Source organism: Streptococcus rifensis, assembly GCF_053203525.1.
In genome coordinates this window covers 12,918-29,532 of the sequence record NZ_JBRUCW010000011.1, presented here as the reverse complement: position 1 = coordinate 29,532, position 16,615 = coordinate 12,918, and the positions used below count along the sequence as shown (strand labels likewise).

General features: G+C 42.5%; 17 protein-coding genes and 1 pseudogene. 6 read left to right on the top strand and 12 right to left on the bottom strand.

Translation table 11 applies throughout. The features are described 5' to 3' along the window. Positions 1-46 precede the first annotated feature (46 nt). Positions 47-802, bottom strand: a complete 756-nt coding sequence (locus ACVRYP_RS07575) for a lysophospholipid acyltransferase family protein (protein ID WP_447468127.1) — start codon at positions 800-802, stop codon at positions 47-49. Positions 803-866: 64 nt separating this feature from the next. Between ACVRYP_RS07575 and ACVRYP_RS07570 the strand changes: the two genes are divergently transcribed. From ACVRYP_RS07570 to ACVRYP_RS07555, 4 genes are all read left to right on the top strand, one after another. Next, on the top strand, positions 867-1,613 hold the full coding sequence (locus ACVRYP_RS07570) for a tRNA1(Val) (adenine(37)-N6)-methyltransferase (protein WP_447468173.1): 747 nt from the start codon (positions 867-869) through the stop codon (positions 1,611-1,613). After that, positions 1,603-1,902: a GIY-YIG nuclease family protein gene (locus ACVRYP_RS07565; protein WP_447468172.1), complete on the top strand. Its 300-nt coding sequence runs from the start codon at positions 1,603-1,605 to the stop codon at positions 1,900-1,902. Before ACVRYP_RS07570 ends, ACVRYP_RS07565 begins: the two co-directional genes overlap by 11 nt. A 65-nt stretch (positions 1,903-1,967) precedes the next feature. Beyond that, a complete protein-coding gene (locus ACVRYP_RS07560) occupies positions 1,968-3,281 on the top strand; it encodes a uracil-xanthine permease family protein (protein WP_447468126.1) in 1,314 nt (437 codons plus the stop codon). Between the two features lie 5 nt (positions 3,282-3,286). Beyond that, a complete protein-coding gene (locus ACVRYP_RS07555; RefSeq protein WP_447468125.1) occupies positions 3,287-3,859 on the top strand; it encodes a xanthine phosphoribosyltransferase in 573 nt (190 codons plus the stop codon). A gap of 83 nt (positions 3,860-3,942) precedes the next feature. Here ACVRYP_RS07555 and ACVRYP_RS07550 read toward each other — a convergent pair whose 3' ends face one another. The 11 genes and pseudogenes from ACVRYP_RS07550 to udk all read right to left on the bottom strand — a co-directional run bounded on the left by ACVRYP_RS07550 (position 3,943) and on the right by udk (position 14,190). Then, positions 3,943-4,722 carry a sulfite exporter TauE/SafE family protein gene (locus tag ACVRYP_RS07550; RefSeq protein WP_447468124.1) on the bottom strand — a complete coding sequence of 260 codons (780 nt, stop codon included), beginning with the start codon at positions 4,720-4,722 and terminating at the stop codon, positions 3,943-3,945. Between the two features lie 32 nt (positions 4,723-4,754). Beyond that, positions 4,755-5,573 (bottom strand): glycosyltransferase family 8 protein, encoded by an 819-nt coding sequence (locus ACVRYP_RS07545; RefSeq protein ID WP_447468123.1) that lies wholly within the window; start codon positions 5,571-5,573, stop codon positions 4,755-4,757. Between the two features lie 227 nt (positions 5,574-5,800). Further along, a complete protein-coding gene (locus ACVRYP_RS07540) occupies positions 5,801-6,718 on the bottom strand; it encodes a diacylglycerol/lipid kinase family protein (protein WP_447468122.1) in 918 nt (305 codons plus the stop codon). Between the two features lie 117 nt (positions 6,719-6,835). After that, a complete protein-coding gene (gene cshA, locus ACVRYP_RS07535) occupies positions 6,836-8,428 on the bottom strand; it encodes a degradosome RNA helicase CshA (protein ID WP_447468121.1) in 1,593 nt (530 codons plus the stop codon). 158 nt (positions 8,429-8,586) lie between these two features. Further along, complete coding sequence (locus ACVRYP_RS07530) at positions 8,587-9,534, bottom strand: DUF4097 family beta strand repeat-containing protein (protein ID WP_447468171.1); 948 nt, start codon at positions 9,532-9,534, stop codon at positions 8,587-8,589. Positions 9,535-9,567: 33 nt separating this feature from the next. Next, positions 9,568-9,750: pseudogene (locus ACVRYP_RS07525) on the bottom strand (DUF1700 domain-containing protein); the annotation flags it as partial. Continuing rightward, the gene (locus tag ACVRYP_RS07520) at positions 9,747-10,064 is read right to left on the bottom strand and encodes a PadR family transcriptional regulator (protein ID WP_447468120.1); all 318 of its coding nucleotides are present in this window, start codon (positions 10,062-10,064) and stop codon (positions 9,747-9,749) included. The pseudogene ACVRYP_RS07525 and the gene ACVRYP_RS07520, both read right to left, overlap by 4 nt. A gap of 163 nt (positions 10,065-10,227) precedes the next feature. Next, positions 10,228-11,565 carry a D-alanyl-D-alanine carboxypeptidase family protein gene (locus ACVRYP_RS07515; protein WP_447468119.1) on the bottom strand — a complete coding sequence of 446 codons (1,338 nt, stop codon included), beginning with the start codon at positions 11,563-11,565 and terminating at the stop codon, positions 10,228-10,230. Positions 11,566-11,675: 110 nt separating this feature from the next. Next, positions 11,676-12,284, bottom strand: a complete 609-nt coding sequence (sodA, locus tag ACVRYP_RS07510; protein ID WP_447468118.1) for a superoxide dismutase SodA — start codon at positions 12,282-12,284, stop codon at positions 11,676-11,678. A gap of 81 nt (positions 12,285-12,365) precedes the next feature. Beyond that, positions 12,366-13,394 carry a DNA polymerase III subunit delta gene (holA, locus tag ACVRYP_RS07505; RefSeq protein ID WP_447468117.1) on the bottom strand — a complete coding sequence of 343 codons (1,029 nt, stop codon included), beginning with the start codon at positions 13,392-13,394 and terminating at the stop codon, positions 12,366-12,368. A 169-nt stretch (positions 13,395-13,563) separates the two neighbouring features. Then, positions 13,564-14,190, bottom strand: coding sequence for a uridine kinase (gene udk / locus ACVRYP_RS07500; protein ID WP_447468116.1), 627 nt, complete (start codon positions 14,188-14,190; stop codon positions 13,564-13,566). A gap of 167 nt (positions 14,191-14,357) precedes the next feature. Here udk and ACVRYP_RS07495 point away from each other — a divergent pair, with 167 nt between their 5' ends. Both ACVRYP_RS07495 and ACVRYP_RS07490 read left to right on the top strand, forming a co-directional pair. Further along, complete coding sequence (locus ACVRYP_RS07495) at positions 14,358-15,341, top strand: Gfo/Idh/MocA family protein (protein WP_447468115.1); 984 nt, start codon at positions 14,358-14,360, stop codon at positions 15,339-15,341. Then, positions 15,338-16,426: a DEAD/DEAH box helicase gene (locus ACVRYP_RS07490; RefSeq protein WP_447468114.1), complete on the top strand. Its 1,089-nt coding sequence runs from the start codon at positions 15,338-15,340 to the stop codon at positions 16,424-16,426. Before ACVRYP_RS07495 ends, ACVRYP_RS07490 begins: the two co-directional genes overlap by 4 nt. The last annotated feature ends 189 nt before the right edge of the window (positions 16,427-16,615 follow it).

The following is a 16,615-nucleotide window of genomic DNA, read 5'->3' as shown; positions in this document are numbered from 1 at the left end:
AAAACCTCCTTTACTCTTAATTCGTAAAGAAGGTTAAAAACGTATTTTAATTGTTTTCATTAATTTCTTGATGTTTTTCAGCATCCCAGATAAATGGTGCAAAGAGGCTGATAATCGCTGTTAAGAGAATTAAAAGAACTCCTAACAGAGCAGCTGGAATCCAGATAAGCCACATAAGGGGATTAGGTTTCTTATTATCATGAACGGGCACCATTTCTGCATCTAAGGCATCAAAGGAAGCCTGAATCCGACGAGATACTTCTGCAATGCCTTCATCATTCATGCGCTTGATATCTGAGATGTCAATAGGCTCGCCAAAATTCATATCGATCCGTTCCCGCTTAAAAAGACCCTTGAAAGTCCTCGGTCCCACATAAACCGTTGGCTGGATTTTAGCCTTACCCATCTTGGCGATGACCGCAACACCTCCCTTAACATCAGTCGAGTGGCGGCTTCCTGACGGGAACATAATCACCGATTTGTTTGTTTTCTTTAGGGCGTTGACAGGGTAGCGAATGGCTTTTGAACTTGGATTTTCACGATCAATGGGAAAGGCGCCGCACATCCGAATCCACCAGGCAAAAATCCGATTAGTGAACAGTTCCTTCTTAGCAATCACAACAAATTCCTTGGGACGGACAGCATGGGCCATAAAAACGACTTCCCAAAGGGTACGGTGAGGGGCGACATAGACATAGTTCTCATCATTAGAGATAATGCGATCCGTATTATGGTAATGAATATTGCCATTGACAACCCAAAGCAGGAAGGTCACCACTGTCCTTAAATAAGCATAAAACACAAGAATCTCCTTTTTTTATCAGTGAAGCACTGCTTGATTTTAAATCATGTGCTATAATTATACCATGACCAAGGCAATTTTGAAAGATGGAGAGCGCATCGACCAGCTCTTTTCGACAGATGTGCAAATTATTCAAAACAAGGCGGTGTTCAGTTACTCAGTGGACAGCGTCCTTTTATCGCGCTTTCCCAAGTTGCCTAAGGAAGGTTTAATCGTTGATCTTTGCTCGGGCAACGGTGCTGTGGGGCTCTTTGCCTCCACAGCTACTAAAGCCAAGATCGTCGCTGTTGAACTGCAGGACCGCTTGGCCGATATGGCCCAGCGCTCCATTGCCTTAAACGGTTTAGAAGATCAAGTCAGTATAATCACGGACGATCTGGCTAACTTGCTCAATCATGTCCCGCGAGGGAAGGTTGACCTCATCCTCTGCAACCCGCCCTATTTTAAGGTCACCGAAACCTCCAAAAAGAATGTTAGCGAGCACTACCTGCTCGCCCGCCATGAAATCGCCACTAATCTGGAAGAAATCTGCAAGGTCAGTCAGCAGGCCCTCAAATCCAACGGTCGTTTAGCTATGGTCCATCGTCCTGATCGGCTTATCGAAATCATTGAAACGATGACAAGATATCGGCTAGCGCCAAAACGTCTGCAACTCATCTATCCCAAGGTTGGCAAGGAAGCCAATATGATCTTGATAGAGGCGATTAAGGATGGATCAACGGAAGGTCTCAAATTCCTGCCACCCTTGATTGTCCACAAGAAGGACGGTAGCTATACTAAGGAGGTCTTTGATATTTACTATGGAAACTAAAAAGGCCTATATGTATGTCCTCAAGTGCGCTGATGATTCTCTCTATACGGGCTACACGACTGACTTGGATAAACGCCTGGCGACGCACAATGCGGGAAAGGGCGCCAAATACACACGGGCAAGATTGCCTGTAACATTGCTCTATTTTGAAGTCTTTGATAGCAAAGAAGCCGCTATGTCTGCAGAATCTCGCTTTAAACGCCGTAGTCGCCAGTCAAAACTGAATTATATAAATGAACAAAAAAGATATCATTCGTCTTTTACGAATGATTCTTCTAATTTTAGATAAATTTGTTTTCATTTAACCGTCTTTTGTCTATAATATCCTTATTATTTTTACAAAAGAGGTGTCAAATGACTGAAAAACCAACTATTCAAGAACATACAAACCAAATGGTTTATGGGATTGACGATAAACCACCTATGGGAGTGGCCATTGTGCTTGCGCTCCAGCATATTCTTGCTGCTTTTGCAGGGATTATTGCTGTGCCACTTGTCGTTGGGAGTGCTCTAGGCCTTGATGTTAAGGATACATCCTTCATGGTCGGTGCGACGATTTTTGCCTCTGGTTTGACAACGGTCATCCAATCACGCGGACTGGGCCCCATCGGTTCTCGTGTGTCTGGGATGATGGGAACGGACTTTACCTTTGTTAACCCGTCAATCAGCGTTGGTGCCAAATTCGGTATCGCTGGTATTGTCGCTGCGACCATCACTGGTTCATTAGTTGAGATTGTGCTCAGTCGTTTTATTAAACCTCTAATGAAGTTCTTCCCGCCACTCATTACAGGAATTGTCGTTGCCCTCATCGGGATTACCCTTCTTCCTGTCAGCATTGACTGGGCGGCAGGAGGCTCTGGAGCAGCAGACTACGGTTCTGTAAAAAACTTAGCTGTTGCCTTTGTTATCATGCTCTTTACCCTTTTCCTTAACCACTTTGGTAAAGGCATGTGGAGCACGGCTTCTGTCTTTATTGGGATGGTCTTTGGTTACTTGGTTTGTATCCCGCTTGGCATGGTAGATCTTTCTGCTGTGAAAGATGCTGCCTGGATTGAAATCCCTAACGTACTTCGTTATGGCTTTAAATTCGACCTAGCCTCTACCCTATCATTCGTTCCAGCATATATCGTTTCAACCATCGGTACAGTTGGTATCATGATGGCTATTGGTGAAGCCTCTAACGTCAAAGTGTCTAGCGATCGTGCAGCATCTGGTGTCTTGGCCGACGGTGTAGGTTCCATGATTTCAGGTTTATTTGGAGCTGGTCCTAATACTGCCTTCTCGCAAAACGTTGGCTTGATTGCCTTGACAAAGGTTGCTAGCCGCCACGTCATGATTATCGCTGGTCTAATTTTAGCTATTCTTGGGATTTTCCCTAAACTGAGCGCCTTGATTTCGGTTATGCCTCAGCCTGTTCTCGGCGGCGTTGGTGTTATCATGTTTGGCCTAGTTGCTGCGCAAGGTCTGAAAACCTTAGCAACTGTCCATTTGGGCGACCGTGAGCTCCTCATCATTTCGGTTGCCTTTGCCCTTGGTATTGGTGTAACCGTTCGCCCTGAAATTCTTCAAGGCTTGCCTGGTGCCCTTCAAATGATCCTTTCCTCAGGTATCTCAACTGGTACTTTAGCTGCCTTGATTCTCAATATTGTCCTTAAGGAGAAACGCTAAAGCGTATGTTAAAACAACGTATTTTAAAAAACGGTCAAGTCTTTCCAAACAATGTCCTCAAAGTGGACTCTTTTATGAACCATCAGATTGATCCAGCTATTATCCGTGAGATCGCGCAAGAGTTCTATACAACTTTTAAAGATGCTGGTATTACAAAAATCTTTACCATCGAAGCTTCAGGTATCGCGCCAGCTATTGCAACTGCTGAACTCTTTGATGTACCTATGCTTTTTGCTAAAAAGACACAACCGTCAACCCTTGCCAATCAAGAACGCTATGAGACAGATGTCCATAGCTATACTAAGAATGTCACTAGCCGAGTGATCATCTCTAAACAATACCTCAATGAAGACGATGTTGTCTTAATCGTTGATGATTTCCTTGCCAATGGTGAAGCTGCCCTTGGTCTTGTGGATATTGTCGAGCAAGCCGGTGCTAAGGTTGCAGGGATCGGGATTTGCATTGAGAAATCCTTCCAAGATGGCCGTGCTAAACTAGATGCCAAAGGCCTCAACGTTCACTCTGTCTGCCGCATCGCTTCACTCGACAATGGAAAAGTCACTTTTTTAGAAGATTAAATTTCTTTATATATGACATACATATGACAAAACCTCCCTTTAGAAATAATCTAAGGGAGGTTTTCTTGAATCACTTCACGGCTTCAGACTAGTAATTGGATTCCGTTATAAACGTTAATTAGCAAGACTAAAATGATAACGAGTTGGAAAATCGAAGCCACGCGCTCAGCACTCAAAATCTTGCTCAGACTTGCTCCGATAATGCCACCTAGAATAGCTGCAGGGATGACATAAAGCAAAATGGTCCTATCATATCCGCCATATCCCGTTGTTAAGCCGATCGTTACGATTTTTGACAGTTGGGAAAAGAAAATCGTGCAAATAGAATAAACAGTCGCTTGCTTTATAGGCATGGCAAACATCAGCATCAATAAGGAGACATTGATTGGTCCACCTCCGATACCCAAAAGACTCGCCAGAGTCCCTAAAATCAAGCCACAAAGCAGGTAGTAGCCCAAGCCTTTTAATTGCAGAGAGTAACCCGAATGCTTGGAATAAAAGAAGGCAAAAATTAAGGTTAAGCAGGTCAGGATAATTTGAACCCCTTGGGTCAAGCTTTCGGATTGGTACTGGGATTGGATAAAGGAAAAGAGTGCATTTCCTAAATAGCCACCTAGAATAGAGCCCAAGGCCAGACTAACGGTCTGTTTACCATCAATGTGAACACCATTTCTAATCTGTCGATAGGTCGAAACAAGTGACATGGTAAAGACTGCAACCGCAGAGTAAAAAGAGATAGACGCCACATCGTGGGCACCAATAAAATCAAAAACAGGTTTGATAATGACACCACCACCCATGCCCGATACAGCTCCTACCGTATTGGCTAAAATAATGACGATAAAATAAATCAATCCAATCAAGGTTTTCTCCTTTCAAGAAGGTTTAAAGTAGCTTAGACCTCCCAAGCTTTCCTTGCAACATATTTATAGAGCCCCGAGAAGCGTCCTCGGTAGTCTTTTTTCCAAGGCTTGTCTCGGCCACAAAAATGCAGGAAGACGGTGTGCTTAATCACCCAATCAAGGTCCCATTCACGATTGCTACGCATGAGATAGACAAGACTGTATCGAGCATCGTAATTGAAGATTTCTTCTGGAATAAGAATAGTTTGGTGTCCATAAAGGCCATTGAGCACATCCTGATCGGGTAAAAAGAGAACCGTCCGATGCTTGTCGATGTATTCAAAAATATCCTGAGCTCTAACCGATTGGCGAATGGCCTCAAGATTCATCAGGAGCACACCCGAATTGAAATAAGAAGCAGCTTCGATGTTTCGCAAACGTTTTTTATTGATAAAATCCATCATGTCATTGTCCTCTATATGACTAGCAGCTGCATAGAGCATTCCTGTCATGTCCAACTGGTAAAGCGACATCATATCATTCAGGCAAAGGATATCTGCATCTAGGTAGAGGATCTTATCCAGATGATCGGGTAACATCTCATGCGCCAACAGCCGGTAATAAATGGTTTTAGGGTAACGATCTGTTGTCGGCGCGTTGGCGAATAAGGCATCCTCCACCACAATAGGGTGATAGCTGACGCCTAAAGCTTTACAATAAGCTGTTACGGCTTCTGATTGCTCCAGAACAGAGGGTTGGAGGACGTAGATAGCCAGGTCTTTTTGGCTACAGTTCTCGACGACGGAATATAAGGTGACTTTAAACTGGTCAACATAACCATTGTCGATGGAAAACAATAAATTGACGGACATGGCTTTCCTTTCTGATAAGGTGGACGATTAAGGTCGGACCTATTTGCTATTTTAGTATAAATGGCAAGTGATTTCCTATTATCGAACTCTTGCTTTTTGTTACATAACCATTTCCTTTGCAATTGTTCCCCTTAAACAGACTTCTATGAGATTGATTTGAGCCCGTTCACATTATTCATAGGTAAATGGTTATCCCTTCAAAATTGAAGAGAGTCTTGCAAAAAGACTTAGGACTTGTCCTTTGGAACGATGACTTTGATAGCACCTGGATGAACAGCTACATGAATGGGTAAATACTGGCTCTTATCCCCATCAACGCGCGTTCGCGCCTTTTGACTTTTTCGGTGTTTGTATTGACTGATGGAGAGCTCTGATGTTCGAAAATGTTTGACTTCTTGATGTTTGGCAAAATTTCCTTTGACAAAGCTAGGCAGGTAACGAAGTACTTGCCAAAAGCGAAAATCCGACAATAAATATACACTCATCAACCCATCATCTGGTCTGGCGCCCCGGTCAAAATGAACTTGTCCAGCTACGGAACCTGTCATGGTAATCAGTAAAAATTTAGTCTTGATTTGGCGCTCAGCATCATTGGTCACCAGATTGAGGTAGTAATTGCGATTGCGCCGAATGATTTTATAAGCATTTTTAAGAAAGGCTAGCGGCCCAAACTGTCGCTTCTCCTCCTGGCTGACATCAACTGCAATATCCGCCAAAATGCCTAGGGTCAAACTAGAAATCATGTAATCCTCGTTCACTTGAGCTAGATCGACGGAGCGTACCTCACCTTCTAGAAGGTTACGAATAGCTGCTTGACGGTCCATGGGGAGGTTTAAGGCTTTGGCAAAATTATTGACCGTTCCAGATGGGATAATCCCCAAACAGCTGGTGCCGCCACCTTCATAAATACCAGCAGCAATCTTATTTATGGTGCCATCCCCACCCATGGTAACGACAAGGTCAATGCCTGCTAAGGTGGCATACTTAGCCATTTCAAAGGCATGTTGGGCGGACTCCGTCCCTACTAAGGAGATATTTTCCGAAAGAAATCCCTGGCTTAGAAGGTAGGCTTCGAGTTCTGATACAAGAGCCTGTTTGTCGCCTGATCCTGACTCTGGATTATACAAAACAGCTATGGTTTTCATGGAAATACTCCTTTCTAAGGTGATACGAGACATTGATACTAGTGATTATAGCACATTTTCTGAAAATTGCCTGATTTTAACCAAAAAAGAGGAACCCGAGGTTCGCTCTTTTTCAGTTTATCTTTCTCCTTTGTTACGAATCACAAAACCTGTTGATTTTTCGCTTGATGTGTTTAAAGGCTTTTTATGGTCCTTACGGTAACGCTTTTCTTTATCAAAGCGGCTATCTTTGCCTTTGAAGTCGCCTTTACGACCTCCGTCACGACGGTCTCTGCGATCACGACGATCCCCTCGACGGTTGCCATCGCGGTTATCACGGCGACTACCTTTACCACGGCCTCCGCCCTTGCTACCAAAGCCATTTCCTGAAGGCTTAAATGGTAATGGTTTCTCACGCGCAATCTCAACTTTTGGCTGATGTTCAGGGTCTTGAACCGTCAAGGTCAAGATATACATGGCCAATTCTTCTGGAGAGAATTCCGCTGCTAATTCACGGGCATCTTTACCAAACTTGTCGAAGTTGGCACGAATGGTTTCATCCGCAAAGTCACGCTCAATGCGTTTGAGAGCAACCTTTTTCTTAGCCTGGAAAGCTTCTTCTGCTGTCGCAGGCTTCATGCCCTTCATGCGTTTTTTAGTCAGGTTTTCAATGATAGACAGATATCCCATCTCATTTGGTGACACAAAAGTGAAGGACTGACCAGACTTACCAGCACGACCTGTACGTCCGATACGGTGAACATAGCTTTCAGGATCCTGTGGGATATCGTAGTTGTAGACATGGGTCACCCCTGAAATGTCCAAACCACGCGCCGCAACATCTGTTGCTACTAAGATATCGATTCCGCCTGTTTTAAAATCACGGAGAACCCGGAGGCGCTTGTTTTGGTCCAAGTCTCCATGGATACCTTCTGCACGGAAACCACGCAGTTTCAAACCACGCGTCAACTCATCCACTCGGCGTTTGGTTCGACCAAAGACGATCGACAATTCTGGCTGGTCCACGTCCATCAAACGGGTCATGGTATCAAATTTCTCATCTTCACGCACACGGAGGTAGTATTGGTCAACTAACTCTGTCGTTAATTCCTTAGCTGCGATTTTCACGTGTTCAGGTTGCTTCATAAACTTAACACCGATTTGCTTAATGGCGTCAGGCATGGTTGCAGAAAAGAGGAGGGTCTGGCGTTCAACTGGTGTACGCTCAATAATGGCTTCAATGTCTTCGAGGAAGCCCATGTTGAGCATCTCATCTGCCTCATCCAAGATGAGCGTTTCAACCCCTTTGAGGTTTAAAGCTTTGCGTTTTAAAAGGTCCAAGAGACGACCTGGCGTTCCAACAACGACATGGGCACCAGACTTGAGGGCCTTGATTTGCTTTTCAATACTAGAGCCACCGTAGACAGAGCGGACTTTAACGCCCTTAGCACGGCCAAAGCGGAACAATTCTTCCTGACTTTGCACGGCCAACTCACGGGTAGGAGCAATCACAAGGGCTTGAACCAAAGGATTTTCAGTATCAATTTTGTTTAAGGTTGGGAGACCAAAGGCTGCGGTCTTACCAGTACCTGTTTGGGCTTGGCCAATCACGTCCTTACCGTCAAGGGCAAGTGGAATCGTTTGTTCCTGGATTGGTGATGGCTCTGTAAAGCCTGCTTTTTCGACTTCTGACAAGATGTTTTCCGCCAGATTAAGTTCTGTAAATTTCAATGTGTTCTTCTTTCTATTGGAAGACAAGGTCTTCATGCAAGACAGTGCGAAGCTGTCTTATAGGGCTTGTATTACGTTACAGAATTGCAACCTATCTATTATAACACAAAAACAGGCATAATGCCTGTTTGAGCTTTAGAAGTTTTCGAAAAGAACTTTTAACCTAGACTAATATCGCCACAGTTTGTCTGAAGGTACAACTGATCAGACGGAGCACTAACACTATGCGTATATCTACCCTCAAACACTCTGTCTCCACTGTCTTGCAGTGAAACTTCAATCTCACCACTAAGTGTTTCTGCAGTAACTGACAAACGATGATAATGCTCTTCAAAACCTTTAATGGTAATATCGCCTGAACTTGTCTCAATCTTATTTAGGCCTTTATAGTGCATATCTAAGTCTATGTCACCTGAATTTGCAACCATTTCAACTTGAGAAATCTGTCCTCCTTTACACTCAATATCGCCTGAATTTGCAACAATCATACTTGAATTCGTCTGAGTATTAGTCACAATGATATCACCAGATGCTGTATTTAAATTGACATCTTCAAGATGAGAGGAGGTTAGTTCAATATCACCAGAGCCTGTATTCACCGTAGTCTGGTGAACCTTACTATCTACTACTTCAACATCCCCACTACCAAGATTGACTTCCGCTTTGGCTATCGATGCTTGTTCAAGGGTCACATCCCCGCTACCGAGAGCTATGGAACAACCTAAAATTGTCAATTCCTTTAACTGAAAATCCCCACTGCCAAGATTCAGTGATAAATTGTTAAGGGAATAGTCTTTCGGTAAACTAATTATTAAGTTGTCTGTCTCTTGAAACTGTTTGCTAATGAAATGTCTAAATCCCATACCAATAGAATTGATTCTATAATCTTTTTTTAGAGACTCTATATCAAGAACACCATTTTTAACACAATATCTAATTGAAGACTTCAATGTTGGATGAGAAAGGCCAAATGAATGATCTGTTGACGCTATAATAACATTTTCATAATCCAATTTGATGTTAATATGATTAAATTCAGGTAACCTTTCATATTGAGAGGTTTCTGAACGATTTTGGTCATCTGTTTCACTTTCTGAAGGATTCATTGGTTTATTTTGATTGTCAACTGTCACTTTGAAATGGCTCAAAATTTCTGCAGCTGCTTCTCTTGGTGTTCCAAGACTTGCGATTAAGTCTGCCTCTCCATTAACTCCAGCATCGTCAAACAACTCCGTAAAATAAGCCATACTGTCTTCAAAATCAGCCTTTGGCAATCTCTTGAGATAGCTGGCTAACTCTGCTAAGTAGGTTTCGCGCGTCATAGTCGTAATCTCCCTTCAATAATGTCAGATAAGGTAGCTGTGTGTTTTGCCCACTCTTCCTTGAGATAGGTTAATTGCTCACGCCCCACCGTTGTAATCGCATAATATTTGCGCTGTCTACCTTGATGTTCTTGTTTATAAGTTATCACAAAACCTGCTTGTTCCATTTTTTTCAAAATAGGATAAAGTGTGGATTCCTTGATATTAGCGACCAACTTTATCGTTTGGCTAATCTCATAGCCGTACGAATCCTGTCTTTCGATGATGGCTAACACTAAAAACTCAATCAAGGTTGACGAAACCGGAAAGTGCATCCGTCGTCCTCCTTATGTTAGAAATTTTTATATATAAATATTTTATATATAAATTTTATACCTATTAGGTCTTAATGTCAAGTAAATATGTAACATTTTTATATATTGTTAGAAGAGATTAAAAAAAGAAGCTAGGCAAATCTAGCTTCCTGTGGTGATAAAACTATTTCTTCTGGTTCATTTTATGACTGCGGCGGTCTTTGCGACTCCGCTTTTCAATAAGGTAGATCAGACCAATAACAACAAGAATGGCTGATAGGACCCCTAAAAAGAGTTGCAGAAAGCCACCTTTTTTATTGGTTTGAGCACTCGTATCCGTGCTATCTGAATTGCCAAAACCAAAGAGTCCAGATGATTTAGCAACAACTACTTGTTGCTCAGCCACTAAGGGAGATACCTTGGTCAGGCCATTAGAAACGGTTACATGATTATCGGCATAAACCAAATCAACTGTTTGGCCAACTGGAATAGTGCCATAGATTGGTTCCTCAAGCGTGACCGTTTTCCCAGAAGCCTCTGCTTTTCCTGCTGGTGCTATTTGCTGGTAATCGTACTCTGAGAACCCTTTTTCCAAGAGGGCATTTAAAAATGGGTGGCGGTAAAATTCTCCATTTTGGTCCGACCAATCTCCGACCCCCATTAGAACAGCAATCAATTCTTGGTCGCCCCGTTTAGCGGTAGCTGTAATGTTAAAACCCGCACTCGGGCTGGATCCTGTTTTCAACCCATTGACCCCTTCAAGGGCGTACTTGCCATCTGGAAGAGAATAATTGTAGGATTTGAAGGTCTCCTCATAAGGCGTTCCCGCTTTGATGGTGATGTAGGACTCCCCAGTGTAATCTAAAATATTAGGGAAACGATTGACAAAATGGTAGGTTAAGATAGCCCAATCTCGGACAGTTGTCTCGTTTGGACTATAAATATCGTGGCGCTGAACCGCATAGTGCCCTTGGAAAGCACGTATCACTGCTCCTGTTCCATTATTAATAGTTGTATTTGTCATGCCTAGCTCAGCTGCCTTTGCCGACATCAAATCAATAAAGGCATCTGGATCGGGTTCAACCAAGTTAGCTAACATAAGAGTTGCTGCATTGGATGATGGTACTATAGTCGCTATGATTAGCTCAGCAACAGTATAGTCGACACCTGCCACAATCTTGTTATTGCTAATCTCATAGATACTAGCGATTGCCTGGTCTGTTTCAGTTGCGGTTATAATCGTATCTGGGCTAAATTTTCCATTTTCCATGGCCTCAAACACGAGATATAAAGCTAACATTTTGGACATCGACGCAGGGTCACGAAGCGTGTCTGCGTTATCCTCCCAAAGGACATCGCCTGACTTGGCATCGATGACGATGGAGGCTTTGGGTTGATTGCTTTCTAAGGAATCGGTATAGCCAGCATTATGTGTTATCTCAATCAATGAATTGGCTGCAACAACTCCCGGCTGTATGCTAAAAGCAAGGGCTATTATCCAACTGATAAACTTTTTCTTCACACTGTTCTCCTAAATTGTACTACCTTTCTAGTTTACCATATCTCTAGTAGAGATTCTACAGGCAAATCAAAAAAATCCGAGAAAACTCTCGGATTAAAAGGGGTACTCTCTTATGCTTTAGCTGCCTTATACAACTCATCAACCTTATCCCAGTTAATGATTTCAAAGAAAGCTTTGATATAATTTGGACGGACATTTCGATAGTTGAGGTAATAAGCATGTTCCCAAACATCCAGACCAAGAATTGGTTTTAAGCCATCCATAAGTGGCGTGTCTTGGTTTGGCGTAGAAGTAACTTCTAATTTTCCTTCTTTGTTAACCACTAACCAAGCCCAACCTGAGCCAAAACGAGTTGTTGCTGCTGTCGTGAATTTTTCTTTGAAGTCGTCAAATGAACCAAATGTCGCGTCAATGTCTGCTGCTAATTCTGACGAAATTTCTGTCTTCTCAGGAGATAACAGTTCCCAGAAAAGGGCGTGGTTTAAATGACCACCACCGTTGTTGATCAAAGCTTGACGGATATCTGCTGGGATAGACTCAACATCTGACAAGAGTGCTTCTAAGTCTTCACCGATTTCAGGGTGTTTTTCAAGAGCTGCATTAGCATTAGCAACGTAAGTTGCATGGTGCTTGTCATGGTGAAGTGTCATTGTTTCAGCATCAATCTGCGGCTCTAAAGCGTCGTATGCATAGGGAAGGTCTGGTAAAGTAATAGCCATAATCTTGTCCTCTTTTCATTTTAATGATTACTTTTATGATAACGTTTTTTGCAATCCTTTTCAAGAATTACGCTCTATTATTCAAGAGGCTATTTTAAACAGAGCAATTTCAAATAGATAGCTTTTGTCATTGACACCCGTTTTGATCTGATAGTCCGTCTCAATCAAAACCTTTAGGGCTTTTTGAACCTTAAGCATCGAAAGATTCTTACTATCTCTCAAGGCATACTTAATCTGGTAAGGATTAACCTTACGTCCCAGAATATCAGATAATATGCCAACCATCTGTGTTTCTGTTTTTCCTTGGTCTAATAAGGTTTTAACCTGCGCAAAGAGTCGCAACTGGGTCACCATTATGGCAATCAGTTTCACCTCGTCTTCACCTTGCAAACTCAAATCCTTGGCCAGTTGGCGAGCCGGTTCCATTTGCCCCTTAAGTGTGAGCTGCGTTAAATCAAAAATATTATCCTGCAAGCTTTTCGGTATAGCCACTTCAATATCGTGATGGGAAATCGTGCCAGACCCTTTATAGGCTTTTAAAAGAGCTAAGTTTTGTTGAATCTGACTAAAATCAAAATTAGATTTAGCTAGAAGCGTTTCAAATGCACTGCCTTCCATGGCAAAGCCCATCTTCTGAACGGCTCTGGTAAAGTAAGCTCGCAATTCTGTTTCTTTGGGATCATTAGCCTCAATCAAGAGAGCGTCACGCTTTAACAGTTTAACCACGCGCCGCTTGCCATCTAACTTACCTGGTATTAGGAGGATTAATTTAGTTGTTTCCACTGGATTTTCCAGGTAATTTTCCAGCCGCTCTAACTGTTCATCAGAGAGAACCCTTTTCTTGGCAGTGCTTAAATCCAAAACATGGTCTAGTAATACCAGCTTATCCTCAGAAAAGAAAGGTAAGGATTCTAAATCCATGGCGACATCGTCAAAATTAGCCTCTCGCATGTCAAAGTAAGCCTGAGACAGATCACTGGGATCATAGGCCAGCTTTTCCAGCAATCGCGCTTTGACTTGGCTAAATTGACCGATATCATCCCCAGCCAGGACGGTTAAGGCTGGTAAATTCTCTCGTGAAATTTCCTCAACCCGTTCAATCGCTAACATCGTACTCCTTTCCACCTTTAACGCTTTTAACTGATGAATCATTGCAAAAATTGTAATCCCAAAGCTCTATACACTTCAAGTTTGCAGAGGATAACAGATTAAAGCTCATCTGGTATGCTCTCGTCATCCGATTCTGACTTAATAACAAGGTCACCCTACTGGATTAGGTTCACTTTCTCTCACTTAAAATAGCTGCAATCTTTGTGGTGATTAAATCTAGCGCAACTGTATTGCTGACGCCTTCTGGAATAATGATGTCAGCATACCGCTTGCTCGGCTCAATAAATTGATGGTACATCGGTTTCACAACACCGAGGTATTGGTCGATAACGCTGTCCAGACTGCGTCCGCGCTCAACCATATCCCGCTTAATCCGACGAATAATTCGCACATCATCATCTGTGTCCACAAATAACTTGATATCCATCAACTCACGGAGACGTTTATCTTCAAGAACTAAGATTCCCTCCACAATGAAAACATCCTGTGGCTCTTGACGATAAACCTGATTTGACCTTGTATGCGCTGCATAATCATAAACAGGAATATCAACAGGTCGACCTTCCAAAAGTTCCTTCAGTTGTTCAATCATCAGATCTGTATCGAAAGCCAATGGGTGGTCATAATTCGTTTTGATGCGCTCTTCAAAGGTTAAATGAGCCTGATCTTTATAGTAGGAATCATGCTCAATCATGGCAATCTTTTCATCTGGAAAATTTGCTAAAATAGCACGGGATACCGATGTTTTACCGCCACCAGAACCACCCGTAACACCAATAATAATAGGTTTTTTCATCCTAACCTCACTCTATTTTTTCACTCCTTTCATTTTATCATAAATGGCCTTAAAAGCGTATAACTTTCTCTAAAATGACAGATTGTGGCATAGATTATTGAAAAAAAATGCTCTAGCAACCCTTTTCATGGTATAATCTAGAAAGAAAGACAGGACAAGGAGACGCTATGTTAAAACTCGGAATCATTGGTACAGGCAATATTGCCCACCAATTCATTCAAGCCACTCAACTGGCAGGTGGCTATATGCTAAGTGCCATCTATTCACGTCGGTTAGAAACGGCTATTCAATTTGCCCTGCCTTATGGGGATATTGAGCTTTTTACTGAACTAGAAGCTTTTGTGGCTAGTGATCTCGATGTGATTTACCTGGCGAGTCCCAATAGCCTGCATTATCAGCAAGCCCTGATGATTTTAGAAGCGGGTAAACATTTAATAGTTGAAAAACCAGCCTTTTCAAATCCGAAGGAATTTGCTCATATTATTGAGGTTGCTACGAGCAACCAAGTTCTGGTTTTAGAAGCGGCTCGCAATTACCATGAGGCCAACTTTGACAGTATTAAAGCATTTTTAAAGGACAAAACCATTTATGGTGCTAGCTTCAACTTTGCGCAATATTCCTCCCGTATGGAGAATTTACTAGCTGGCATCTACGATAATACCTTCCAAGGGAAAATGTCTGGCGGGGCTTTAGTTGACCTTGGTATTTATGAGATTTATGCTGCCTACAGATTATTTGGACAGCCTAAAACAGCTCGTTATTCTGCTGATTTATTACCAACGGGGGTCGATGTGGCAGGCTGTGGCCAGCTGATCTATGATAACTTTCAGGTATCAATGATCGTCCGCAAAAACGCGCAATCAAGCCTAGCTAACGAGATTTACACGGATCAAGGAACCCTTATTCTTAACCATATTCAGGGACTCCAATCGGCACAGTTTCGTGGCCTTGATGGCAATACCAGAACCATTCCCCTAAAACCTCTTCAGCATCTGATGTTAGAAGAGGCTCAGGTCTTTGAAAGGATCCTTAGCAAACCTGAGGAGCATCAAGACCTCTATACTCATCTCCTGACCGTCGCGCAACAAGTCAATCAAACCATGACCTTGATGCGTCAAGACGCCAACATCCAATTTGAGGCCGACTTATGAAAAACAAATTTCCACCCATCTGGCAAGACCAGCTAGACCAGCTGAATTTTAACCAGTTTACACCGATCCAAGAAAAAGCTTTTGAGCCTATTCGTGACGGGAAAAGTGTCCTAGGCATTAGCCCAACCGGTACAGGTAAGACTCTGGCTTATCTCTGGCCCTTGCTTTCCTCCCTGACCAGTCAAAAGGCACAACAGATTTTGATCCTGGCTCCAAATACAGAATTAGCTGGCCAAATTTTTGATGTTACAAAAACTTGGGCGGAACCGCTCAATCTGACTGCTCAGGTTTTAATTTCCGGATCTAGCCAAAAACGGCAGATTGAACGCCTCAAAAAAGTGCCCCAAATTATCATTGGAACTCCTGGTCGCATTTGGGAGTTGATTAAACTCAAAAAAATTAAAATGATGGCTGTTGATAAAATGGTTTTAGATGAATTTGACCAACTGTTTGAAGAAAGCCAGGCACACTTTGTTAACCATATTCTCAATCATGCTCCTCGCGATTACCAACTCGTTTACATGTCAGCGACGGATAAGTTTAAAAGAGATCTGATTGCTGAAGACACAGTGACTATCGATGTCCGAGAAACGACCTCTCTCAGTAACATAGACCATTATTACCTTGAAGTCTCTAAACGAGACAAGATTGAGTTGCTCCGTAAAATGTCCAATATTCCTGATTTCCGAGGTTTGGTCTTCTTTAATAGCTTATCTGATCTAGGGGCTAGCGACGAAAAACTAACTTTCAGGTCTGCAAATGTCGTTTCTCTAGCCAGTGATGTCAATATTAAGTTCCGCAAAATCATCCTTGAAAAATTTAAAGCTAACGAGATCAACCTCTTATTAGCCACAGACATAGTTGCGCGAGGGATCGATATTGATAATCTGGAATGCGTTATCAATTTCGACGTCCCAAGAGATCTAGAAGTCTATACGCATCGGTCAGGACGAACAGGGCGTATGGGAAAAAACGGAGCTGTCATTACCCTCATTTCTCATCCCGAAGAGCTTAAAACCCTCAAAAAATACGCCAAGGTTCAGGCTATCAGCCTAAAGAATCAAGCTTTTATCCTAGAAGACTAGCTTCTATTAAAAACCCAAAAAGACATTTGCCATTGCAAATGTCTGAGGACGTAGACAAACCCTAATTTTCTGTCAACAGGACATTACGAAGTTCTTTCAAGGATTTAAAGAGTTGATTTTTTGCGAGCTAAGCAAGCAATTATCGAAACTTTCCGCTGTGGTAAAAGTGCCTGAAACCATTGCGTTTCA